The organism is Pseudomonas sp. NBB (assembly GCF_032701105.1).
Classification (GTDB): domain Bacteria; phylum Pseudomonadota; class Gammaproteobacteria; order Pseudomonadales; family Pseudomonadaceae; genus Aquipseudomonas; species Aquipseudomonas asiatica.
The window spans coordinates 2,962,454-2,983,842 of the sequence record NZ_CP103994.1 but is presented as its reverse complement, the minus strand read 5'-3'; the positions used below and the strand labels follow the sequence as shown (position 1 = coordinate 2,983,842).

General features: G+C 61.3%; 21 protein-coding genes. 15 read left to right on the top strand and 6 right to left on the bottom strand.

Annotation, left to right across the window (positions count from 1 at the left end):
* Positions 1–79: 79 nt before the first annotated feature.
* The 5 genes from pcaF to paaF are packed head-to-tail and all read right to left on the bottom strand — an operon-like array spanning position 80 to position 4,845.
* The gene (gene pcaF / locus NY023_RS14080; RefSeq protein ID WP_013972611.1) at positions 80–1,300 is read right to left on the bottom strand and encodes a 3-oxoadipyl-CoA thiolase; all 1,221 of its coding nucleotides are present in this window, start codon (positions 1,298–1,300) and stop codon (positions 80–82) included.
* Positions 1,293–1,733 (bottom strand): hydroxyphenylacetyl-CoA thioesterase PaaI, encoded by a 441-nt coding sequence (gene paaI / locus NY023_RS14075; protein ID WP_013972610.1) that lies wholly within the window; start codon positions 1,731–1,733, stop codon positions 1,293–1,295. Before paaI ends, pcaF begins: the two co-directional genes overlap by 8 nt.
* Complete coding sequence (paaH, locus tag NY023_RS14070; RefSeq protein WP_044047042.1) at positions 1,726–3,243, bottom strand: 3-hydroxyacyl-CoA dehydrogenase PaaH; 1,518 nt, start codon at positions 3,241–3,243, stop codon at positions 1,726–1,728. The genes paaI and paaH overlap by 8 nt, the downstream gene beginning before the upstream one ends.
* 2 nt (positions 3,244–3,245) lie before the next feature.
* Entirely contained in the window at positions 3,246–4,037 is a 792-nt protein-coding gene (gene paaG / locus NY023_RS14065; protein ID WP_013972608.1) for a 2-(1,2-epoxy-1,2-dihydrophenyl)acetyl-CoA isomerase PaaG, read from the bottom strand.
* Positions 4,038–4,071: 34 nt separating this feature from the next.
* On the bottom strand, positions 4,072–4,845 hold the full coding sequence (paaF, locus tag NY023_RS14060) for a 2,3-dehydroadipyl-CoA hydratase PaaF (RefSeq protein ID WP_038409636.1): 774 nt from the start codon (positions 4,843–4,845) through the stop codon (positions 4,072–4,074).
* 355 nt (positions 4,846–5,200) lie between these two features.
* Here paaF and paaY point away from each other — a divergent pair, with 355 nt between their 5' ends.
* The 10 genes from paaY to NY023_RS14010 all read left to right on the top strand — a co-directional run bounded on the left by paaY (position 5,201) and on the right by NY023_RS14010 (position 14,462).
* On the top strand, positions 5,201–5,800 hold the full coding sequence (gene paaY / locus NY023_RS14055) for a phenylacetic acid degradation protein PaaY (RefSeq protein ID WP_024087124.1): 600 nt from the start codon (positions 5,201–5,203) through the stop codon (positions 5,798–5,800).
* A gap of 77 nt (positions 5,801–5,877) precedes the next feature.
* A complete protein-coding gene (paaX, locus tag NY023_RS14050; protein WP_024087123.1) occupies positions 5,878–6,801 on the top strand; it encodes a phenylacetic acid degradation operon negative regulatory protein PaaX in 924 nt (307 codons plus the stop codon).
* A gap of 132 nt (positions 6,802–6,933) precedes the next feature.
* Positions 6,934–7,278 carry a helix-turn-helix domain-containing protein gene (locus NY023_RS14045; RefSeq protein ID WP_013972604.1) on the top strand — a complete coding sequence of 115 codons (345 nt, stop codon included), beginning with the start codon at positions 6,934–6,936 and terminating at the stop codon, positions 7,276–7,278.
* Positions 7,278–8,492, top strand: a complete 1,215-nt coding sequence (locus tag NY023_RS14040) for a type II toxin-antitoxin system HipA family toxin (RefSeq protein ID WP_023663235.1) — start codon at positions 7,278–7,280, stop codon at positions 8,490–8,492. The genes NY023_RS14045 and NY023_RS14040 overlap by 1 nt, the downstream gene beginning before the upstream one ends.
* A gap of 201 nt (positions 8,493–8,693) precedes the next feature.
* The gene (locus NY023_RS14035) at positions 8,694–8,852 is read left to right on the top strand and encodes a hypothetical protein (protein WP_155418799.1); all 159 of its coding nucleotides are present in this window, start codon (positions 8,694–8,696) and stop codon (positions 8,850–8,852) included.
* 822 nt (positions 8,853–9,674) lie between these two features.
* Complete coding sequence (locus tag NY023_RS14030) at positions 9,675–10,142, top strand: hypothetical protein (protein ID WP_235208041.1); 468 nt, start codon at positions 9,675–9,677, stop codon at positions 10,140–10,142.
* Between the two features lie 267 nt (positions 10,143–10,409).
* Entirely contained in the window at positions 10,410–11,909 is a 1,500-nt protein-coding gene (istA, locus tag NY023_RS14025) for an IS21 family transposase (RefSeq protein WP_169725187.1), read from the top strand.
* Positions 11,902–12,702: an IS21-like element helper ATPase IstB gene (istB, locus tag NY023_RS14020; RefSeq protein WP_013970780.1), complete on the top strand. Its 801-nt coding sequence runs from the start codon at positions 11,902–11,904 to the stop codon at positions 12,700–12,702. Before istA ends, istB begins: the two co-directional genes overlap by 8 nt.
* Positions 12,703–13,153: 451 nt before the next feature.
* Complete coding sequence (locus NY023_RS14015; protein ID WP_013972601.1) at positions 13,154–13,840, top strand: hydrolase; 687 nt, start codon at positions 13,154–13,156, stop codon at positions 13,838–13,840.
* 169 nt (positions 13,841–14,009) lie between these two features.
* On the top strand, positions 14,010–14,462 hold the full coding sequence (locus tag NY023_RS14010; RefSeq protein ID WP_013972600.1) for a helix-turn-helix domain-containing protein: 453 nt from the start codon (positions 14,010–14,012) through the stop codon (positions 14,460–14,462).
* Between the two features lie 47 nt (positions 14,463–14,509).
* Here NY023_RS14010 and NY023_RS14005 read toward each other — a convergent pair whose 3' ends face one another.
* Positions 14,510–14,989 (bottom strand): Lrp/AsnC family transcriptional regulator, encoded by a 480-nt coding sequence (locus tag NY023_RS14005; protein ID WP_003258733.1) that lies wholly within the window; start codon positions 14,987–14,989, stop codon positions 14,510–14,512.
* A 159-nt stretch (positions 14,990–15,148) separates the two neighbouring features.
* Here NY023_RS14005 and NY023_RS14000 point away from each other — a divergent pair, with 159 nt between their 5' ends.
* From NY023_RS14000 to NY023_RS13980, 5 genes are all read left to right on the top strand, one after another.
* A complete protein-coding gene (locus NY023_RS14000; protein WP_193384135.1) occupies positions 15,149–16,975 on the top strand; it encodes a tyrosinase family protein in 1,827 nt (608 codons plus the stop codon).
* The gene (locus tag NY023_RS13995) at positions 16,972–18,708 is read left to right on the top strand and encodes a hypothetical protein (protein WP_013972598.1); all 1,737 of its coding nucleotides are present in this window, start codon (positions 16,972–16,974) and stop codon (positions 18,706–18,708) included. Before NY023_RS14000 ends, NY023_RS13995 begins: the two co-directional genes overlap by 4 nt.
* Before the next feature lie 78 nt (positions 18,709–18,786).
* Positions 18,787–20,391: a hypothetical protein gene (locus NY023_RS13990; RefSeq protein ID WP_044047041.1), complete on the top strand. Its 1,605-nt coding sequence runs from the start codon at positions 18,787–18,789 to the stop codon at positions 20,389–20,391.
* Positions 20,392–20,602: 211 nt separating this feature from the next.
* The gene (locus tag NY023_RS13985; RefSeq protein WP_013972596.1) at positions 20,603–20,908 is read left to right on the top strand and encodes a hypothetical protein; all 306 of its coding nucleotides are present in this window, start codon (positions 20,603–20,605) and stop codon (positions 20,906–20,908) included.
* A gap of 66 nt (positions 20,909–20,974) precedes the next feature.
* Positions 20,975–21,352: an NUDIX domain-containing protein gene (locus tag NY023_RS13980; RefSeq protein ID WP_044047040.1), complete on the top strand. Its 378-nt coding sequence runs from the start codon at positions 20,975–20,977 to the stop codon at positions 21,350–21,352.
* Positions 21,353–21,389: the final 37 nt, after the last annotated feature.

Below are 21,389 nucleotides of genomic sequence, written 5' to 3'. Positions count from 1 at the left end.
GCAGGCCGCGTGGTGAGTGTCATGGAAGCAGCATATACGGCTGCGTTCGGTTCGGTAACAAGCCGATGGTCTGAGCTGCTCAGAGGCGTTCGATGACCATCGCGATGCCTTGGCCAACGCCGATGCACATGGTGCACAGGGCGTAGCGTCCGGCGGTTTCTTCCAGCTCGTGCAACGCGGTGGTGACCAGGCGTGCACCGCTCATGCCCAATGGGTGGCCAAGGGCGATGGCACCGCCGTTGCGGTTGACCCGCGCGTCGTCGTCGGCCAGGCCGAGCTCGCGCAGTACCGCAAGGCCCTGGGCGGCAAAAGCCTCGTTGAGTTCGATGACGTCCATGTCGGCCAGCGACAGCCCGACAAGCTCCAGCACCTTGCGGGTAGCTGGTACCGGGCCGATGCCCATCAGCCGTGGTTCGACCCCGGCCACCGCCATGCCGACGATGCGGCCGCGAGCCTTCAGGCCATGACGGCGGGCGGCGGCGCTGCTGGCGAGCAGCAGGGCGCAGGCACCATCGTTGACCCCGGAGGCATTGCCGGCGGTGACGCTGCCGCCGTCGCGGAACGGGGTACCCAGCCTGGCCAGTTGCTCCAGGGTGGTGTCGCCGCGGGGATGTTCGTCGTGCTCGACCACTTTGGCCGGCCCTTTGCGCTGCGGGATCTCGACCGGCACGATTTCCCGTGCCAGGCGCCCGCGTGCCTGGGCGGCAGCGGCCTTGTGCTGGCTACGCAGGGCAAAGGCGTCCTGGTCGGCGCGGGAAATACCAAACTGCTGCGCAACGTTCTCGGCCGTTTCCGGCATCGAGTCGGTGCCGAAGGCCGCCTTCATCAGCGGGTTGACGAAACGCCAGCCGATGGTGGTGTCGAACAGTTCGGCCGCACGGCCGAACGCCTGCTCCGACTTGCCCATGACGAACGGCGCGCGTGACATCGACTCCACGCCGCCGGCCAGCATCAGCCCGGCTTCGCCGCAGCGCAGGGCGCGGGCTGCATTGCCGATGGCATCCAGGCCGGAGCCACACAGGCGGTTGATGGTGGTGCCCGGCACTTCGATCGGCAACCCGGCCAGCAAGCTGGCCATGTGCGCGACGTTGCGGTTGTCCTCGCCAGCCTGGTTGGCGCAGCCGAGGATGACGTCGTCGATGGCTTTCCAGTCCAGTTCGGGGTGGCGCTGGATCAGGGCCTTGAGCGGGATAGCGGCCAGGTCATCGGCGCGCACGCCGCTCAAGGCGCCGGCATAACGGCCGATGGGGGTGCGCACGGCGTCGATGATCAAGGCATCGGCTTGAGTGTGTTCAGTCATCTTGCGTCTCCTGCGCCAGCACGGTGCCGCGCACTTTGTAGGATTTGCCATGGAACATCGCCACCAGCTCACCGCGCTGGTTCTCGATGCGGACGTGGTACAGGCCGGTGCGGCCCTTGCGGCTGACCTCGCTGGCGCGAGCGGTAAGCACGTCATCGCGCAGCGCCGGGGCCAGATAGTCGATGCTGCAGCCCAGGGCGACGGTGGCCTGGTCGTGACTGTTGCAGGCGAAGGCAAATGCCGAGTCGGCCAGGGCGAACAGGAAGCCGCCATGGCAGGTGCCATGCCCCTGAATCATGTCGGCGCGTACCGGCATGCGCAGGCACGCCTGGCCCGGGCCGGCTTCCAGCAGGCGGATGCCCAGGCCCTGGGTGGCCTGGTCGCGTGCGTACATGGCCTCGGCACAGGCTTGTGCCAGTTCGACTTCAGTCATGCAGGGTGCCTCCTTTGGCTTCGCAGCGGCGTAACAGCAGGGAAGGGCGGTAGCGGCTCTCGCCGTAGCTGCGCTGCAGGTTGTCGAGCACGCGCAGGGTGTGGGGGATGCCGAGGTTCGCGGCCCAGGCCAGCGGGCCGCAGGGGTAGTTGACGCCGGCGCGCATGGCCAGGTCGATGTCGGCGGCGCTGCCGACACCTTGCAGCACGGCATCGGCGGCCTCGTTGGCGAGCATCGCCACGGTACGCAGCACCACCAGGCCGGGCAGGTCGGCGACCGCCGTTACCTTCAGGCCGGCACGCCGCAGCAAGGCCACCGCCTGGTCGCGAGCGTTGTCGCTGGTGTCGGCCGACCAACTGATGGCGAGGCGGGTGGCGGTGCCGTAGTCCAGGGCCAGGTCGAGCAGCACCAGATTGCGCAGGCCGTCTTCCCGGGCGCGCTGGCTGGCCAGGCGGCCATCGGACAACGCCAGGGTGGCATCGCCCACCTGGATCAGGCCGCTGCCGGCGCGTTGGGTCACGGCGACGCCGCTTTGGCGCAGGCGTTCGGCCAGAGGCTGCATCACCCCCAGGTCGCCTTCGACGACGCAAGCATCGACGCTGGCGGGGCTATGCAGTTCGGCTGGCTGCGGGCGTTCGGCGCCTTCGGCATAGCTATAGAAGCCTTGGCCGGTCTTGCGCCCGAGGCGGCCCGCGTCCACCAGTTCTTTTTGCACCAGCGAAGGCTGGAAGCGGAAGTCGCCATAGAACGCATCGAAGACCGAACAGGTAACGGCGTAATTGACATCGTGGCCGATCAGGTCGGTGAGTTCGAATGCGCCCATGCGGAAACCACCGGCATCACGCAGCAGCGCATCGAGGCTGGCGCAATCGGCTGCGCCTTCCTGCAGCAGGCGCAGGCTTTCGGCGTAGAACGGCCGCGCCACGCGGTTGACGATGAAGCCCGGCGTGGAGCGCGTGTGCACCGGCTGCTTGCCCCAGGCCTGGGCGGTGGCATGAATGCACGCGGCAACAGCCGGGGCGGTGGCCAGGCCCGAGACCACTTCGACCAGGGCCATCAGCGGCGCCGGGTTGAAGAAGTGCATGCCAACCACCTGGTGCGGGCGTTTCAGCCCGGCTGCGAGGCTGGTGATGGACAGCGACGAAGTGTTGCTGGCGAGGATGCAGTCGGTGGCGCACAAGGCTTCCAGCTGGCTGAACAGCGCCTGCTTGACCTGCAGGTTCTCGACGATGGCCTCGATCACCAGATGAGCATCGGCCAGGGCTTCGAGGGCGTCTACCGGGCACAGCCGGGCGCTTATGGCTTCCCGTTCGGTAGCCTGCATCTTGCCTTTTTCCACCAGGCGGGCAAGTTGCCGGTCTATGCCGGCCACCGTCTGGGCGGCAGCGCCCGGGCGGTTGTCGTAGAGCTTTACCGGGTGGCCGGCCTGGGCCGCAACCTGGGCGATGCCTGCGCCCATGGCGCCTGCACCGATCACCGCCACCTGGGCATTGCTTGCGAGTGCGCTCATGATCAACGCCCCTTGAATGCCGGCGTGCGCTTGTTCATGAAGGCACTCACGCCTTCGCGATAGTCCTCGCTGCGCCCGGCCAGGCGCTGCAGGTCGCGCTCCAGCTCCAGCTGCTCATCGAAACCGTTGTCGAAGCTGGCGTTCAGGCTGCGCTTGATCAGGGCCAGGCCGTAAGTGGGCTGGGTGGCGAGCTGGCGGGCGAGGGTGAGGGCTTCGTCACGCAGCGCGGCATCGTCCACCACGCGGTGGATCAGCCCCCATTGCTGAGCCTGTTCGGCGCCCAGGCGCTCGCCCAGCATGGCCAGAGCCTTGGCCCGTGCCATGCCGACCAGGCGCGGCAGCAGCCAGGTGCCGCCGGAGTCGGGTACCAGGCCGATCTTGCAGAAGGCCTGGATGAAGCTGGCCGAGCGGGCCGCCAGCACCAGGTCGCAGGCCAGCGGGATGTTGGCACCGGCGCCGGCTGCCACGCCGTTCACTGCACAGACCACCGGCAGCGGCAGGTCGCGCAGGGTGCGCACCAGCGGGTTGTAGAACTTGTCGATCGATTCGCCCAGGTCCGGCATCTCGGCGCCCGGGGCGACGTTGCGGTCGGACAGGTCCTGGCCGGCGCAGAAACCCCGGCCTTCGGCAGTCAGCAACAACACCCGGGCTTCGCTGCTCTGGCGTACTTGCTTGAGCGCCTCGCGCACTTCCAGGTGCATGGCGGTATTGAAGCTGTTCAGCTGCTCGGGGCGATTCAACGAGAGGAGGGCGACGCCGTCCTCGATGGAAAACAGGATGTGCTGGAAAGTCATGACAGACTCGCTCCGTCAGTCGAGGGAAAGATGATCAGCGGCCCTGGAAGCGGGCCTGGCGTTTTTCCTGGAAGGCACGGATACCTTCGTCGCGGTCGGCGGTGCCGGCCAGCAAGGTGAAGGCATGGCGTTCGAAACGCAGGCCGCTGGCCAGGTCGGTATCGCCGGCCTTGAGCAACGCTTCCTTGGCCAGGCGCACTGCCAGCGGGGCCTTGGCGGCGATGCTGCGGGCGATGTGCAGGGCGCGTTCTACGGTGAGTTCCGGCTGGGTGATTTCGCTGACCAGCCCGGCCTGCAATGCATGAGGGGCGGTGATGGCTTCACCGGTCAGCACCATTTGCATGGCCAGCGGCTTGCCTACTGCCCGCAGCAGGCGTTGGGTGCCACCGGCACCGGGGATAATGCCGAGGTTGATTTCCGGCTGGCCGAAACGGGCGTCGCTGCCGGCGATGACGATGTCGGCACACATCACCAGTTCGCAGCCGCCACCCAGGGCGTAGCCGTTGACGGCGGCGATCAGTGGCTTGGCGAAGGCGGCGATGCTTTGCCAGTGGGCCACCCGGGGGTCGTTGAGGATGCCGACCAGGTCGCGCTCGGCCATCTCGCGGATATCGGCGCCTGCGGCGAATGCCTTGCGGCTGCCGGTGATGACCACCGCGCGGGTCTGTTCGTCTTGCCCAGCCGCTTCCAGCGCTGCGGCCAGCTCTGCCAGTAACTCGGTGCACAGGGCGTTGAGCGCCTCGGGCCGTTGCAGGGTAATGAGCTGGACGCCCTGTTCAGGCGCCTGCACATCGAGATATCGCGGCATGTCGGGTTCCTCTGGCTGCACGCACGGCACATCGTGGGGCCGGCATTTCTTGGAATTGTTTGCAGGGGCGTGATGCGGGGGTCACGTCCAGGTGGAACCAGTATATGCATTACGCGATACAAAAAAGCAACATTCAAAATTGTTTCATGTATCTCTTTTTGCAGGGGTGACACCTGCCTCAGCAAAGGGTTTTATGATGTTGAATCGCTTCATCACATTGTAATCAACGAATTAAGCTGATTTTAATGGAGCGCTATGACCCCAGCAAAAGCGATACACGACCATGGCGATTGACGCATCACAAGATTGTGATACAAGATCAAGGCGCATTTGAAATCATTTCAGGAGCTTTGCCATGCCTTGCTATCGACTGGACGGCCTGACGCCCGTAGTTCATCCGACAGCCTACGTGCACCCCAGCGCCGTGCTGATTGGAGATGTCATCGTCGGCCCTCGTTGCTACGTCGGCCCACTGGCATCACTAAGGGGGGATTTCGGCCGTATCGTGCTGGAGGAGGGGGCCAACCTGCAGGACACCTGCGTGATGCATGGTTTCCCGGGTGGCGATACGGTGGTCGAACGCGACGGGCATGTTGGGCATGGCGCCGTGCTGCACGGCTGCCGCGTCGGTGAAGACGCCTTGATCGGCATGAACGCGGTGGTGATGGATGGCGCCCATGTGGCACCGCGCTGCATCGTCGCGGCCACGGCATTCGTCAAGGCGGGTTTCGAATGTGCGGCACAAAGCCTGGTGATGGGCTCGCCAGCTCAGGTCAAGCGCCCACTGACCGAACAGGAACTGGCCTGGAAGCAACGTGGCACGTCGGAGTATCAGCACCTGGCGCAACGCTGCATGAACAGCATGGTCGAATGCCCGCCACTGACCGAGGTCGAGCCCGAGCGCCCACGCATGGAAGACACCGGCGTCAGGCCCAAAGGCCAGGCATCGGCATGAGCCTGGCAGCGTCACGCAATGGTCAGGCGGCCTGCCGCGCAGGTATAGTCGGTGCTTTAACCGCGCACAGTTCGCCCATGAGCAATCTCGCCCCACTGAACAACCTGATCACCCGCTTCCAGGAACAGACGCCGATCCGCGCCAGTTCCCTGATCATCACTTTGTACGGCGACGCCATCGAGCCCCACGGCGGAACCGTCTGGCTGGGTAGCCTGATCAACCTGCTGGAGCCGATCGGCATCAACGAGCGCCTGATCCGCACATCGATCTTCCGCCTTACCAAGGAAGGCTGGCTCACTGCCGAAAAGGTTGGCCGCCGCAGCTACTACAGCCTGACAGGTACCGGCCGCCGGCGTTTCGAGAAGGCCTTCAAGCGGGTCTACAGCCCCAGCCAGCCAGCCTGGGACGGTGCCTGGACACTGGTGTTGCTCTCGCAACTGGAGGCCGGCAAGCGCAAGGCTTTGCGTGAAGAGTTGGAGTGGCAGGGCTTCGGGACCATGGCGCCGAACCTACTGGGCTGCCCACGGGCAGACCGCGCCGACCTGGCCGCCACCTTGCGTGACCTGGAGGCGAGCGACGACAGCATCGTCTTCGAAACCCACACCCAGGAAGTGCTGGCATCCAAGGCCATGCGTGCCCAGGTGAGGGAAAGCTGGCGCATCGACGAACTGGGGCAGCAGTACAGCGAGTTCATCCAGCTGTTCAGGCCGCTCTGGCAAGGTTTGAAAGAGCAGCAACAACTTGATGCGCAGGATTGCTTCTTGGCGCGTACGCTGCTGATTCACGAATACCGTCGGCTGCTGCTGCGTGACCCGCAACTGCCGGACGAGCTGCTGCCTGGGGATTGGGAGGGAAGGGCCGCGCGACAGTTGTGCCGTAACCTCTATCGGCTGGTGTTTGCCAAGGCGGAAGAATGGCTGAATGTAGCGCTGGAGACGGCTGATGGGCCGTTGCCGGATGTGAATGAAGGCTTTTACAGGCGTTTTGGCGGGCTGATTTGAAAAATAATGTCAACCATAGTGAGCCTTACCCTTTATAAGGTAAACCCATATAGACATTAGGTTTGGGAAAGCCCTGCGTAATGTGTGATATGGTTAACTTTAAATTGATTAATGTTAACCATGGTAAGCCTTATGCCGGACTACTTTCCCGTCGCATGTGCCGACACACTCAGTAAAATCGGGTTGTTGGTCAAGGCCCGGCGCCTGGCGCTAGGCCTGCGCCAGGCTGACCTCAAGGCAGCTATCGATGTTTCAGCGCATACCCTGCGCAAGATCGAGAGCGGCTCCGAGCTAGTGGACCTACGGTCGTTCATGCTGGTGCTGTGGCGACTTGGTATCAGTGATACGGTGTTCTCGTCGCTGGAGGGCCTGGAAAAAAGCTCACAGATCACACGCTTCACCCGAGGCCACGACGCGCATCAGGGCATCGCGGCCAAGCGTGTACGGCTGGCGAAGCCCAAGCCCGAGGAGTTCTGATGTCTCGCGCGTACATCTATATGGAGCACCCGGAAACGGGCGAAGTCATGACTCTTGGGCGGCTAACGCTGAAAGGTAAGGTGGGCGAGTTCCTGTATGCCCCAGACCAGGTGGCGCGTGGCGGCTGGATACCTGACCCGATCAATTACCCTCTGCGCGCCGAAGCCTACTCCGGCATTACCAAGAACCGCGGCATACCTGGCTTCATCAATGATGCCATGCCTGACGGCTGGGGGGAGCGACTGCTGCACCGGGCTTACGGGCAAGACCTGGGCACAATCGACTTTCTGCTCAAATCACCAAACAACGATCGCGTCGGCAACCTGATGGCAGGCAGCGCCACAACTCCTGCCGAAGGCATTGGCGGGGGTGCGGTACCGAACCTGATGGGTCTGGCAAGATTCGTTGCCGCTTGTGAAACGGTATATGACGGGCAGCTCGACAGTGAATCCGCCGCTACGCTGAATGTGCGGCAGCAACGCTCTGCGTTGGGTGGCGCACGACCGAAACGCACCCTTCAGGACAAAGGGATGCTCATTCTGGCTAAACCACGCGATCGGTTTGACCACTACGACCTACCGACGATTGAGTACGCCTGTATGACATTTGCGGCGGGGAAGGGTATTAACGTGGCCCGGACCGCGCTGCATGCTGAAAACCCATCTACATTGCTGGTCGAGCGCTTTGACCGCACGCCCATTGCCGAGGGCGCTAGGCGCATACCGATGCTCAGTGCTCTGACTTTGCTCGACTCGGAGTGGGATGGCCCGCACCACAGGGATTGGCGCTATGCCGCCGTGGCAGACGAGATGCGTCGGCGGGGAGTGCCGGATGGCGACCTGCAGGAGCTGTTCAAACGCATGTGCTACAACGCCCTGGCAGGCAACTCCGACGACCATCCGCGCAACCATGCAGTGGTCTGGGTTGGCGGGAAGTGGCGGCTTTCACCGATGTACGACGTATTGCCGATGCTTGATGAGGGGCCCGCGAAGGCCTTGGCCATGGCGATTGGCCGGGAGGGCAGCCAGGTCAGCCGGAGCAATCTGCTCAGCCACCATACGCACTTTGCACTGACACGGGATCAAGCCGAGCATTTGCTTGAAGAAGTGGCGAGCTGGGAGCAGGAGTTAAAGGATCATTACGCGCAAATCCTCTCAGGAGAAGACCTGGATATGGCCTGTGATGCGACCAGTTCGGTGCGGATGCTCAGGTAGGTGGGTGCTTTAATATAACTACTCTAAATGAATATTTAGCATAGTTATAATTTATTTGCATATTAGGCGCAAACGTAGTGTTCCGCAGGGTGCTGTCCCGGTATCGTCAGTAGTCGCATGCCAGTCAGTCCTCGGCTGAAGCCGCTCCCATAGTTATCGTGTGAACCTGAAGCTTGTGTTGTACTTTTGGGAGGGTTCACCGTGAAGAAGCCGGCGCGGCGCCGCTCCCACAGGTACCGCGTTAACCTCAAGCTTGCGTTCTACATGCGGGTGCAGGGCTTTCCCGCGAAGAAGCCAGCAGACGGTCGCTACTTCATGATCAAGGTAAACTTTGGCCTGCAGCAGGCCGGCGTTATCTGATGAACAACGTGAACGGTTGGTGCGCGACTGGATTCAGGGAGCTGAACGATAAGGCCGATCATGTGAACTGATCGCCGTAGCCTGCAATCCATACACGAGGCATGGAATGAGGATGCGCACGCGTTGCGTTCCAAATGGCAGCGGATGGAAATGGGATGGGCAAGGCTGAACAGTAAGTGCGGTGATGCCGAAAGCTCCTGGCCTGCGCGCAAATCTGAAAACACATGGCTGGCCTGACGCTTGAGGTGCGAAGGTCTGATTTCGTTTTTGCATCGCAGGCACCACGGACAGAGGTACCGGATTGACGACCGCGCTGGTGGGCCAGCGATCGATCAGAGCGGGAAGATCAAATCGACCAGGGAGCTTTCCCTGGTCCCAAAGTGCCTCACTCGTGGTCTGGTGACCAAATATAGGCTAGCGCATAATGAGTATTATGTTAAATGACGTATTTGGAAGTGCCCGTTCATGGAGCCCGTCAGCCTTCACTAGCGCCACGGAGCACATTTGTACTCAATCCTCTTGCTGTCGCTGCAACCACCAACTTCCCCGACCCTGCGTGCTTTCCTGAGCACCTTTGACACACATGGGATTATCGAAGGCTGGTCACTGAGAGGCTCAGGTAGCGTATGACTGAACATAGCCGGCACGACATACCATCAGGCGCGTTAACGGCCCGGGACGTCAGCCAGGTGCGGCTGCCGCTCCAACCAGCCTCAGTCGGCTAAGCTGAATTGTATCGACGATGAAAGATGGAAAATTGCTCGCCAGGCTCCAGCCGGCCTCTTCTAAAAGGACAGATATCATTTCGAGGGTGCAAAGGATATGCGCAAGAAAGGTCAATCATGGTTTCTGCCGCTGCTAGTTCTCTTCGTGGTGATCTGGGCCATTGGCAAGAAGGATTCGCCTAAAACTGAGCCACCAGCTATCCAGGCGTCGGTTAACACTTTGGCTTCAAATTCATCACCAGCACCACAACCTACACAAGCCTCGGCACCTGAGCATTTCGTCAAAGCGGACAAGCTGAATCTGCGCGCTGAACCGGGAGGGAAAGTGATCTCTAGCCTCAAGCGCGGTGAGAAGGTTCAGCCTATGAGCAAAAAGCGGAATGGGCGCGCATCAGCCTCGACGGCCAACCACAACGGTGGATCTCCTACAAAAATCTCTGCAGCGGCCCGAACTGCTTTGTCGCCCCGCGGCCCAAACGGGAGCGCCCTACTCCGCAGCCAGTTCGAAGCTCAACACCCGAATATGGATCATCGTGCCCCTGCTCCTCTGGTCGTGTATGCATAGGCCCAAGAGGCGGCCGCTACTGCATCACGTCTGGGGGAAACAAACGCTATGGCGTATAGCATCGCTAAAGCCTTTAGCTACACGACGACATCTGGATGCTCAGCGCCGAACGCCAAAAAGTTTTGGTAGAGGAGCCATTGAAGGGCTAGAACTGTTGCCGCTGACCGAAAACTGACCCAGTTTCGCCCGTTGTGCTGACTGAAAACTGACCCAGGTGTTCCACTGCACCTGCTCAATTTTTGAGCAGGAGAACACAGGGTGATCAGCATGGAAATGATGGGCAAAATTCGGCGGATGTATTTCCGCGACAAGCTGTCGTTGCATGAGATAGCCAAGCGCACCGGACTGTCGCGCAACACCATCCGAAAATGGGTCAGAGCGCCGGAGTCCAAACAGCCGGTTTATCAGCGTCGAGCCGTGTTCAACAAGCTCAGTCCCTTTCACGAGATGTTGGAGCAAGCGCTGCGGGCTGATGCCTTAAGGGCCAAGCAACATCGTCGCAGTGCCAAGGCGCTGCTGGCCATGATCCGCGCTGAAGGCTATGACGGCGGCTACAGCCAGCTCACTGCCTTCGTTCGTCATTGGCGCGGAGAGCAAGGCAAGGCGGTACGGGCATTTGTGCCGTTGGCATTCGCCTTGGGCGAGGCCTTCCAGTTCGATTGGAGCGAGGAAGGCCTGCTGGTTGGCGGTGTTTTCAGGCGCGTCCAGGTCGCGCACATGAAGCTATGTGCCAGCCGAGCTTTCTGGCTAGTGGCCTATCCCAGCCAAGGGCATGAAATGCTGTTCGATGCCCATACCCGCTCATTCGCCGCCTTAGGTGGCGTGCCGCGTCGCGGCATCTACGACAACATGAAAACTGCGGTCGACAAGGTCTCCAAGGGTAAAGGCCGCACGGTCAATGCTCGCTTCATGGTGATGTGCTCGCACTACCTGTTCGACCCGGACTTCTGCAACGTAGCGTCCGGCTGGGAAAAAGGTATCGTCGAAAAGAATGTCCAAGACAGTCGGCGCCGCATCTGGCTGTCCGCCCGCGACAATACTTTCCATAGCTTCGAAGAGTTGAATGCCTGGCTTGCCCAGCGCTGCCGGGCTCTCTGGCATGAGCTGATTCATCCGCAGTACAACGGCCTTACCGTCGCAGAAGTCTTGGAATTGGAGCGCGTCGAAATGATGCCGATGCCGACGCCTTTCGACGGATATGTAGAACGCACGGTTCGCGTTTCCAGCACCTGTCTGATCAACGTGGCTCGCAACCGCTATTCAGTACCCTGTGAGCGTGTTGGCCAGTGGGTCAGCAGTCGGCTCTATCCCTCGCGAATCGTCGTGATTGCCGATGAGGGTGTGATTGCTAGCCATGAGCGCCTGTTTGATCGCGATCAGGTCAGCTACGACTGGCAACACTACATCCCCCTCATTGAACGCAAACCGGGGGCCCTACGCAATGGTGCCCCGTTTGCCGATCTGCCTAAGCCACTACGCCTGCTCAGGCGCGGGCTGCTGCGGAATCTACAGGGTGACCGGGTTATGACCCAGGTCTTGGCCGCCGTGCCCATCGCTGGCCTGGATGCTGTTCTCGTAGCGGTTGAGCTGGTTTTGGAGTCTGGCAGCCTGAGCGCTGACCACATCCTCAACATCGTGGCCCGTCTGACCGCTCGTGAAGCACCACCCTCGGTCGAAACCAACCTGCAACTGAACGTTACCCCTGTTGCCAATACCGCACGCTATGACCGGTTGCGCAGCACGGATGAGGAGGTGCGCAATGCGTGATCTCACAGAGGAACTCAAAGACTTACGCCTGCACGGCATGGCCGATGCCTGGGCAGAGCTGGCCGCACAAGGCGAATCTTCCACTGCGTCATCGAAATGGCTGATCGAGCATCTCCTTGATCAAGAGCACGCCGACCGAGCAGTACGCTCGGTGCATCATCAGATGAGCATGGCGAAACTGCCCATGCACCGTGACCTGGCTGGCTTCGACTTCGGTGTATCCAGCGCCGATGTCCGATTGATCAGGGAACTGTCCACTCTGGCCTTCACCGACACAGCGCAAAATGTGGTGTTCATCGGTGGCCCTGGCACCGGTAAAACGCACCTCGCTACTGCCTTGGCAGTGGCCGGCATCACCCAACATAACAAGCGTGTGCGTTTTCACTCCACAGTCGATCTGGTCAACCTGCTGGAGCGTGAAAAACATGAGGGCAAGACAGGGCGTATCGCCCGAGGACTACTGCGTGCAGATCTGGTAATCCTTGATGAGCTTGGCTACCTACCTTTCAGTCAGAGCGGCGGAGCCCTGCTGTTCCACCTGCTTTCGAAGCTTTACGAGCACACCAGCGTGATCATCACCACCAACCTCAGCTTCGCCGAGTGGTCGAGCGTATTTGGCGACGCCAAGATGACCACGGCCTTGCTCGACCGATTGACACACCACTGCCACATCGTCGAGACGGGGAATGAATCATACCGCCTGCAAAACAGCACCTTGGTGGCCAAGACCAAGATCCAGGCGAGGGAGCGCAGACGGCAGGATGTCGAGGAATCGGAGGACGACCCGTTTTGACCTCTTTGGGCTGGCCTTGCTGAGTGCAGGGTCAGCACTTTCACGACGCTGTCGACTGCTAGGCTTATCCACAATTGCCGGGGTCTAAATCGGCAAGCAGCCCTGGGTCATTTTTCAATCGGCAGGGTGGGTCAGTTTTCAATCAGCGCCGACACGGTTTGTTTGTTGAGTGGTTGTGAAGCTGCCATCGCTTTCTCCTGGCGTAAACCGGATCAGGTAGACCCGCGTTTGCGTGCGAATACTAGCAACAGGATGAACAAACGAAGGGCGCATTAATGCGCCTTTGAGAGCGCAAAAGTGCGCCACCGCTTCGTTCTGCGATTGGCTATCTTGTTCTCGGACTCAAGCAACGGGCATCACTGAGGACGTCATCCAGTACCTCAGCACAGCCTGCAGAAAACAGGCGCCGTGACTTGTGCGATGACCATCATCCAGGTGACAGGGAACACAAATGAACAATCCGAAAACTGAAGTACTGACCCCATTCAACAGCCAGCTGATCTTCATCGATCAGCAGCCACAGATGGCCTTCGGCGTTCAGAGCATCGACCGCCAGACGCTGAAGAACAACACCGTGGGCCTGGCCAAGGCAGCCAGGATCTTCAATGTGCCCACCACCATCACGACGGTCGAGACTGAAAGCTTCTCTGGGCACACCTACCCCGAACTGCTCGCCGTCTTCCCCGACGCTCCGCTGCTGGAGCGAACCTCCATGAACTCCTGGGATGACCAGAAGGTGCGTGACGCGCTGAAGAAAAACGGGCGCAACAAGATCATCGTTTCCGGCCTGTGGACGGAGGTGTGCAACACCACCTTCGCGCTGTCGGCGATGAACGATGCCGGCTATGAAATCTACATGGTTGCCGACGCCTCCGGTGGCACCACCAAGGAAGCCCACGATTACGCCATGCAGCGCATGATTCAGGCAGGCGTGGTTCCGGTGACCTGGCAACAAGTGCTGCTGGAGTGGCAACGCGACTGGAAAAACCGCGACACCTACGATGCCGTCATGGCACTGGTGAAAGAACACTCCGGCGCCTACGGCATGGGTGTCGACTATGCCTACACCATGGTGCACAAAGCACCAGAGCGCGTTCAGCACGGCCCAACCCTGGCCCCGGTTGCTGCCGCTGTCTGACCATTGCCAGCCCCTGCATCCAGGGGCTGTTCATTGACCCGCTGATGGGTACGCCGGCTGGCTGAGCCAGGCCATCGAATCGAGCGTTATCGTCTGTAGCCCGCCCGAGGCTGCAGTGGCCTGCCCTGCCCACTCTAAACGTGCCCATTTCACTGATTGATGGATCTGTATGAACAGTGATCACTGCACTGTGCTGGCGACTGTCGCACTGAAAACGACCGGGCTCCTCAAGCCCTGGCAGGTCACGACTGCCAAGAGGTTAATGCTGGAGAACCTGGACACTGGCATAACCGTTACGGAAGTCGCCCAAGCCTGCTCGTTGTCGCGTAGCCATTTCACACGAATGTTCAGGGATACCATGCACGTGCCCCCGCAACAGTGGATGCGTGAACAACGGTTGCGCAAAAGCAAGGAGCTACTGGGGGGCTCGGGAATGATGCTCGCTGAGATCGCACTGGAGTGCGGTTTCTGCGATCAGTCCCACTTTTGCCGCACATTCGTGAAGGCCGAGGGAATATCGCCGCAGGCCTGGCAGCGACAAGCGTCCACTCAAACTGAGCCTTTGCTCAATCAAGGAGCACATCTGTACTCTTCCGACGCAACGGCAGCAATCTACCTCTGAATAAATGCTGAGTATCACGAGCGGTTCAGGGTACCGCGCTAGCTTTGTCAGGCATCGACAGCCTGCTGCAACCCTCCTCCCAGCGGCAATTCATATGATTTCTTCACCGTACGCACCACCAGCGTCGAGGAATAAGTGCGAATCGGAATATCCCGGTAAGTGTCGAGAAACCGGTAGATATAGTCGGTGTACTCGGTGGCATCGCGAAACTTGGCAACCATCACGAAATCGAACTCGCCCGTCATCAGGTAACAGTCCTGAATCTCCGGGTGGCTGGCCAGGATGTGCTGCATCTTGCGGTCAATGTCGTTGCTGTCGCGGTCCAGCTTCACCAGAAAGAAGGCAGTCACCTGAATGCCAAGCTTGCGCTCGTCCAGTATCGCGACCTTGGCCTTGATGATGCCTGCGCTCTCCAGGCGCCTGATACGCCGGTAGCAACTGGTGGAAGACAGCCCAACGCTGTCGCTGAGCAACTCCAGATTCTGGCTGCAATCCTTTTGCAGCTTTCCCAGAATCTTCAGATCCATGGCGTCTGTCATTTTTCACGTGTCTTCCCTGAAAAACTGCAATGAATCCGCCGCAAGGACGCGCCAATTTGCACGATTCCCTGCGCGCCAGCTCTTTACCATCAACTGAGCTTAGCAGCCCGGCCGAATATGGCCTGCGGGGCGCATGAGAGGGACCTTATGATCATCGCGAAACCGACATGGACCGCGGACATCCACGGCCTTTTTACCGCTCCCTACTGGATTCCTGCTGCGCAGCGCGCGGCCGTGGCAGCCTCCTGGACCGGGTGCATGAACGCCTATTTCGTCTACCTGGACGACCCGGGCTCGGTCAAAACCTGGTCAGAAACCATCTACCAGCACCTGGCCTCGCGAAACATGCCGCTGACCCTCGACCAGCAACAGTTCTGGCCGATCGATGCGCTGGAAACCTTCAGGTTGTGGGTCAACCAGGGCTGGCGCCTGAACGCCGATTCTCCCTTCGATCTGGCCGAGCGCATCCCACCACCCGACCTGCCCCAATCGGTCAGGCGGGTGAGAAAGGACATCCGCGCCCTGACCCTTGAGGAACTGAACCTGTACCGCGCCCGCCTGGACGATGTAATGCAGGTGGGCGACCCCGACAGTGGTTCGCCCTGGCAACGTTACGCCTACATCCACACCAACTGGTGCCTGCATTATCAGGAGGCGTTTGCCCTCTGGCACCGGGCCTACCTGTTGTATCTGGAACAACTGATCGACTGTGCCATTCCCTATTGGGACTGGATGGCCGAAGACGCCAGCGTCGACGGCAGCCCCCAGGCCGGCCTGCCCCAGGCTTTTCTCGATGAAACCTATGTGCACCCCCACACCGGCGAAACCCGGCCCAACCCCCTGCGCTACGCGGCCGCCAAGGATGGTTGTTCGAAAGTGTGCGCCAGCGGTGCGGTCAAAGGGGTGGACTGCCGGTATGTGCAGCGCGACCGGTTGTTCTACACCCACGGTGACGACTCGCGTTCGGAGCGCACCCGTTTGTTCGGCATGAGCCGGATTTTCCAGCAACAGGTGGTGGATGCCCTGAAGTTCACCACCTTCAGCCAACCACAGGGCGTGCCCGGTTATCCGTGGGCCAACATCCCGGTGTTCGACCCGCCCCAGAAGGACAGCCTGTACCCCAACCGTGCCCTCAACTTCGACGGCCTGTACGAGCAACCCCACGACAACTATCACGGCTGGATCGGCGGTGACATGGCCGACAACGCCTACACCGCCTTCGACCCGGTGTTCTGCTCCTACCACGCCAACATCGATCGCATGCTCGAGGTATGGATCAGGGCCAACCCCGGGGCGCAATTCACCACGCAGTGCCTGCTCCAGCCGTTCTCCGGTCACGATGCCACGCAGCTCACATTCACCAGCGCCGACGCCTGGCGCTACACCACCATCGGCGACATGGCCCAGGACAGCCGGCACATCGGCTACGACTACGGAGTGCCGGTGGCCCCACAGTTCGGTGCGCCCAAGGCGGCCACCGGCGCCTGCTGCAAGCACAGCGCAACAGCCGGGCCTGCCGCGGGCAACGCCGCAGGGCCCGGGCCGTGGGTGGTGTTCGATCATGTGCGCTGCACCCATGACACCTATCTGATCGATGTCTTTCTCGACCAGCCCGACGCTGCCACGCAGCACATCAGCGCCGACAACCCCCATTACGTGGGGCGCTTCAGCCGTATCGGCATGGGGCTGGTGGACGACAAGGGCCGATGCATCACCCACGGCGTGTCCCGCGCACTGAATGCGGCCCGCAACGCCGCTGCGCTGGGCCTTGCCCGCGGCGACGCGGTGCAGTTGTCGCTGGTGGTGACCCACCTCGACAGCGGCCGCGTGCTGACGCCTGACGAATACATGACCTTGCCCGGTTTCATCGCCCAACTGGTGTGGGACGACCCGCGCCAGACCCTCGCCGGCCCGCCCCCGGTCGCCGGCTGCTGCTCTGCTTCCACCTCACGCACATCAGGAGAACCGACATGAGCACGCCCTTCAAGCAGTTCACCTCTCCCGCCGGCCAAGCCCCCAAGGACTACAACAAGCTGGGCCTGGAAGACCAGTTGCCGCAGTTTGAAACCGACTGGAACAACAACCTCACCGGCTGGACCGAATCGTCGATCATCGGCAACCCCTGGTCGGGCCTGAACGACGCCCCCCGCTCGGGTTACTACAACCCGCTGGTGGAAGGTTTCGGCGACGTGACCGCCCCGGCGATCACCTGGGCGCCCTTCCCCAACCGGCTCTGGACGTTCTTCTACAACAACGGTGCGGCGGTCATTCCCCAGCTGGGTGGCAAGGCCATGACCCTGGACCAGGTGATGGAATTGACCGACCACGGCCAGATCACCCTCGACAACACCCTCTACATGCTCTACGACCCCAACAAGCAAGGTACCGTGCTGCAACTGCCGGCCAAGCGCTGCCCGAGCATCGACTGGAACGGCAAATACACGGCGTTCTCGCCTTCCGGCCCGCGGGGCTGGCTCGACGAGTACTGCGAGTGGTCGATCGTACGCGATGCCAACGGCAACATGCGCAAGATCACCTTCACCTGCGAAAACCCCGCGTACTTCCTGACCATGTGGCGCATCGACCCGAACGCAGTACTGGGGCTGTACCGCGACTACATCGACCCGAACGTGCAACTCGAAGACCTGTACCTGCGCTACACCGTCGACTGCCCGACCGGCAAGGCCGGCGACCCGGTCATCGACCCCACCACCGGCAAGCCGGCCTATGACACCGTCAACAAATGGAACGCCGGAACGGCCTGTGTACCCGGCCAGTACGGCGGTGCGATGCACCTGACCTCCGGCCCCAATACCCTCAGCGCCGAGGTGTACCTGGCCGCCGCCGCCACCATTCTGCGCCCGGTGAGCAGCAGCCAGAACGCCCAGTCGTTGATCTGCTGCGCGCAGTACGGGCAAAACTATCGCAACTCTGATCCGCACATCGGTTTCATGGCCAATACCACGGCAGTGAACAACCGACTGTCGCTGACCAACCCCATTGGCCTGTACTTGCAGCAGCCCACCGATTTCAGCGCCTGGAAGGGCCCGCAAGGCCAGGACGTGAGCCAGTATTGGCGCATCACGCGCGGTACGGCCAAGTCGGCTGCCAATGGTTCCGACCAGATCCTGCAGGCGGTGTTCGAGGTGCCGGAAAGCGCCGGCTTCTCGATCAATGACATCACCATCAACAACCAGAAGGTCAACTATGTGTGGGTCATCGCCCAACAACTGCTGGTCGGCCTGAGTGTCACCGTCAAGCCGCTCAGCGCCACGCTTCAAGCATTCCCATGCGTGCAGGACCGGGTGGCCGGCCTGCAACCCTGGCCAGTGCAACTGCTGCCGCTGGACCTGTTCTACGGGCAATCCCCAACCGACCTGCCCGCCTGGCTTGCACCGGGTAGCAGCAACCAGTTCGTGCTGGTGGTGCAAGGGGCCGACCCGACTACCACGGCGCAGAATGCAAGGGTGCAATTCTCCAACCCCGGGGTGACGGCGCAGGTCACCCAGTACCTGCCCGACGCGTCGGCCATTCCCGGCCAGACCAACTCGGGCGGCACCCAGGCCTACATTCTGACCATCACGGTCAGCCCCTCCGCAGCACCCGGCCTGGTGACAGTGCGTGCCCTCAACCCGGGTGAAGATGTGAACGTGAGCGCGACAGACCACCCTTGGGAATCTGGCCTGGCGCTGGTGCCGGGGGCCTGAGCCACGCCAGTCACCCCACTTACGCCCCTCTACCGCCGCACCTTCGGGTGCGGCTTCACGCTTGCAAGGAGCGCAATGATGTCCAGGTCACGCTTGAGTCCTCTGTCGCTGCTGTGCGGCATTCTACTGTGCCTGTCGACCCTGCAACCCGCCACGGCGGCCACGCTGTCGGACGCCGATACCTGTGTACAGCAGCAATTGGTGTTCAACCCGGCCAGCGGGGGATTCCTGCCGGTCAACAACTTCAATGCCACCAGCCAGGCGTTCATGAACTGCTTTGGCTGGCAATTGTTCATTGCCTTGAACTGGCCGGTGAACCCCGGTTGGCCGGCCACCGCCAGCCTGGCGGGTGAACCCGACATGCAAAGCACGCTGGCGCAGTTCGGGGTCCCCTCCGCACCGGGTCAGCCCATGAGCGTGGCCCCGGTATGGGCCAGCTACAAGGACGCCAACGACATCTTCCTGCCCGGCGCACCCACGCCCACCGGCTGGGGTGTGCAAACCCTGGTGCCGTCCGGCTGCAGCACCCAGGGTAGCCTCAAGGCGCTCAAGGTGGGCGCACGCAAGTTCATGAACGCCACCTCCGAAGGCGCGATCAATGCCTTGCACGGTTTCCACCTGTCGACCGGGACACTTGCGTCCATTCCCGACCCGGTCATGGAGGCGTCCGGCGGCTGGCTGACGGACCAGGCGGGCAAACTGGTATTTTTTGAGCGCAAGGTGGGCAAGGCCGAGTTCGACTACATCGTCGACAAGGGGCTCTACGACGCCGCCAACCAGTTGAAGGTCGCGCAAAACCTCGACGGCCAGACACCGGAGGGCCTGTCGTTGCCCATCGGCGAACCGATGCGCTCACTGCCAACCTCCCCAGTGCCACAGGAACAACTGGGCGCGATCGAGCTCAAGGCCGCCTGGCGGGTGCTGACCGGCAAACCCGAGCTGTTCGGCCGCTACCTGACTACCGTCGCCTGGCTCAAACGCCCCGACACGCTGGAGTGCACCCAGGAGGTGGTGGGGCTGGTGGGCCTGCATATCATCAACAAGACCCAGGCTTCGCCCAACTTCATCTGGACCACCTTCGAGCAGGTGGACAACGTGCCCGAACCGGCCCAGGTCCCGCCGCAACAAACCCCGCCGAACGGGTTCGCCTTCAACAACCCTGACTGTGGCGACGGCCCCGAGTGCACACCGAACCAAGCCCGTATCCAGTGCAAGCAAACGCATCCCGACAAGGACTGCACCGATCTCTTCCCACGCGACCAGCCGGTACAGACCACCCGCGAACACCCCGTGCCCGGCGACCTGCAAGCCCTCAACAGCGCGGTACAAGCCAACTTCGCGCAGCACAGCCAAGGCAAGTCGGTGTTCCAGTACTACAAGCTGATCAACGTACTCTGGACCCTCGCTCCCAATCCGCCCAGCCCGGAACCGGGCGCCAACGCGCAAGTGCCGCTGTCGTACGGGCCCTTCATCAGCCAGGGCAACGTGCCGGTGGCCAACACCACCATGGAGACCTACGTGCAGGGTGATGACTGCAATCAGTGCCATCAGTACGCGACGATTGCCGGCAGCCCGTCATTGGCCTCGGATTTCTCTTTCCTGTTCAACAGTGCCGGTTCCGCCAGCAACAAAAGCCTGATCAAAAGCGTCAAAGCCTTCGAAACCCTCAAGGACCGTCCCTGAACCGCAAAGGGGCGATCACCGATCGCCCCGAACAGGGTTTCGCAGATGGCGCTGCCCTTCAGGCACCATCCTACCCACACACCAAAATCTCGTACCCCTGAAATTCATGCGTTTAGTCAGCTAGCCAGATATTCCTTGCATACCGCGCGAACGGGCCTCGGTCATAACAGTACACACAGACCTTCCTGTGTCTGACCCGAGGTAAGCGATCATGGCAAACAATCAAGACAAAGGTGGCAACCAGGGCAATCCTGACACTGGCATGGGCAACAATACTGCCGGAGCTGGCCAGCAAGGCGGCCAAGGTTCGGGGGGGCGGATGCCCGGTCAGCAGCAAGGTGGCAGCCAATCCGGCCAAAAACCTGAGGACAAGATGAACAAGGACTGGGAACGTTCCCGTGATACGGGCAGCCAGGGCGGCCAAGGTACGACCGACAAGCAGAACCAGAACAAGGACCGCATGGGTGGTCAGCAAAACCAGGCAGATGATCAGCAGCAGTGGGATAAAGATCGCTGATAATCAGCAGCGGGCATCAGGGTGATTGCTGCCCTGATGCCACCTCCATGGTACGGGAGGAGCATGATGAACAACGCCAGAGAACGACACTCGACTGTCATTTGCCTGCAAGCAGGACGCATCCTTTTCGTGCGCAAGCAAGGCGCTGAATGGGCGTTGCCAGGCGGGAAGATTGACCCAGGCGAGCATCACCTGGATACAGCGCAGCGCGAGCTGATGGAGGAAACCTGCCTACCCTTCAACGGTGCTCGATTCCTCAACCATTACCTGCTCGCAGGTGAGGAGCACTACCTCTATCAGCTGCCTGTTGAAGCGGGAGCAAAGCCTGCTGCAGATCACGAGATAGTCGAGTGCCGCTGGTTCACTGCCCCAGAGCTTCACGAAGTTCGGGTCAAGCCATCCAACATCGAGTTGCTTGAACGAGAACACCTGCTTCCTGTGTAATGGATCAGAGCCAGAAAGCGCACATCCACCGGGCTGC

Bases quoted from the DNA above. Each gene is read 5' to 3' on its own strand.
- NY023_RS13990 (WP_044047041.1), top strand. From the start codon at position 18,787: ATGTCCAGGTCACGCTTGAGTCCTCTGTCGCTGCTGTGCGGCATTCTA.
- paaF (WP_038409636.1), bottom strand. From the start codon at position 4,845: ATGCCGCGATATCTCGATGTGCAGGCGCCTGAACAGGGCGTCCAGCTC.
- NY023_RS14005 (WP_003258733.1), bottom strand. From the start codon at position 14,989: ATGGATCTGAAGATTCTGGGAAAGCTGCAAAAGGATTGCAGCCAGAAT.
- paaY (WP_024087124.1), top strand. From the start codon at position 5,201: ATGCCTTGCTATCGACTGGACGGCCTGACGCCCGTAGTTCATCCGACA.
- paaX (WP_024087123.1), top strand. From the start codon at position 5,878: ATGAGCAATCTCGCCCCACTGAACAACCTGATCACCCGCTTCCAGGAA.
- paaI (WP_013972610.1), bottom strand. From the start codon at position 1,733: ATGACTGAAGTCGAACTGGCACAAGCCTGTGCCGAGGCCATGTACGCA.
- NY023_RS14010 (WP_013972600.1), top strand. From the start codon at position 14,010: ATGAACAGTGATCACTGCACTGTGCTGGCGACTGTCGCACTGAAAACG.
- NY023_RS14030 (WP_235208041.1), top strand. From the start codon at position 9,675: ATGCGCAAGAAAGGTCAATCATGGTTTCTGCCGCTGCTAGTTCTCTTC.
- istA (WP_169725187.1), top strand. From the start codon at position 10,410: ATGGAAATGATGGGCAAAATTCGGCGGATGTATTTCCGCGACAAGCTG.
- NY023_RS13995 (WP_013972598.1), top strand. From the start codon at position 16,972: ATGAGCACGCCCTTCAAGCAGTTCACCTCTCCCGCCGGCCAAGCCCCC.
- NY023_RS14000 (WP_193384135.1), top strand. From the start codon at position 15,149: ATGATCATCGCGAAACCGACATGGACCGCGGACATCCACGGCCTTTTT.
- NY023_RS13985 (WP_013972596.1), top strand. From the start codon at position 20,603: ATGGCAAACAATCAAGACAAAGGTGGCAACCAGGGCAATCCTGACACT.
- istB (WP_013970780.1), top strand. From the start codon at position 11,902: ATGCGTGATCTCACAGAGGAACTCAAAGACTTACGCCTGCACGGCATG.
- NY023_RS14015 (WP_013972601.1), top strand. From the start codon at position 13,154: ATGAACAATCCGAAAACTGAAGTACTGACCCCATTCAACAGCCAGCTG.
- pcaF (WP_013972611.1), bottom strand. From the start codon at position 1,300: ATGACTGAACACACTCAAGCCGATGCCTTGATCATCGACGCCGTGCGC.
- paaG (WP_013972608.1), bottom strand. From the start codon at position 4,037: ATGACTTTCCAGCACATCCTGTTTTCCATCGAGGACGGCGTCGCCCTC.
- NY023_RS14045 (WP_013972604.1), top strand. From the start codon at position 6,934: ATGCCGGACTACTTTCCCGTCGCATGTGCCGACACACTCAGTAAAATC.
- NY023_RS13980 (WP_044047040.1), top strand. From the start codon at position 20,975: ATGAACAACGCCAGAGAACGACACTCGACTGTCATTTGCCTGCAAGCA.
- NY023_RS14040 (WP_023663235.1), top strand. From the start codon at position 7,278: ATGTCTCGCGCGTACATCTATATGGAGCACCCGGAAACGGGCGAAGTC.
- paaH (WP_044047042.1), bottom strand. From the start codon at position 3,243: ATGAGCGCACTCGCAAGCAATGCCCAGGTGGCGGTGATCGGTGCAGGC.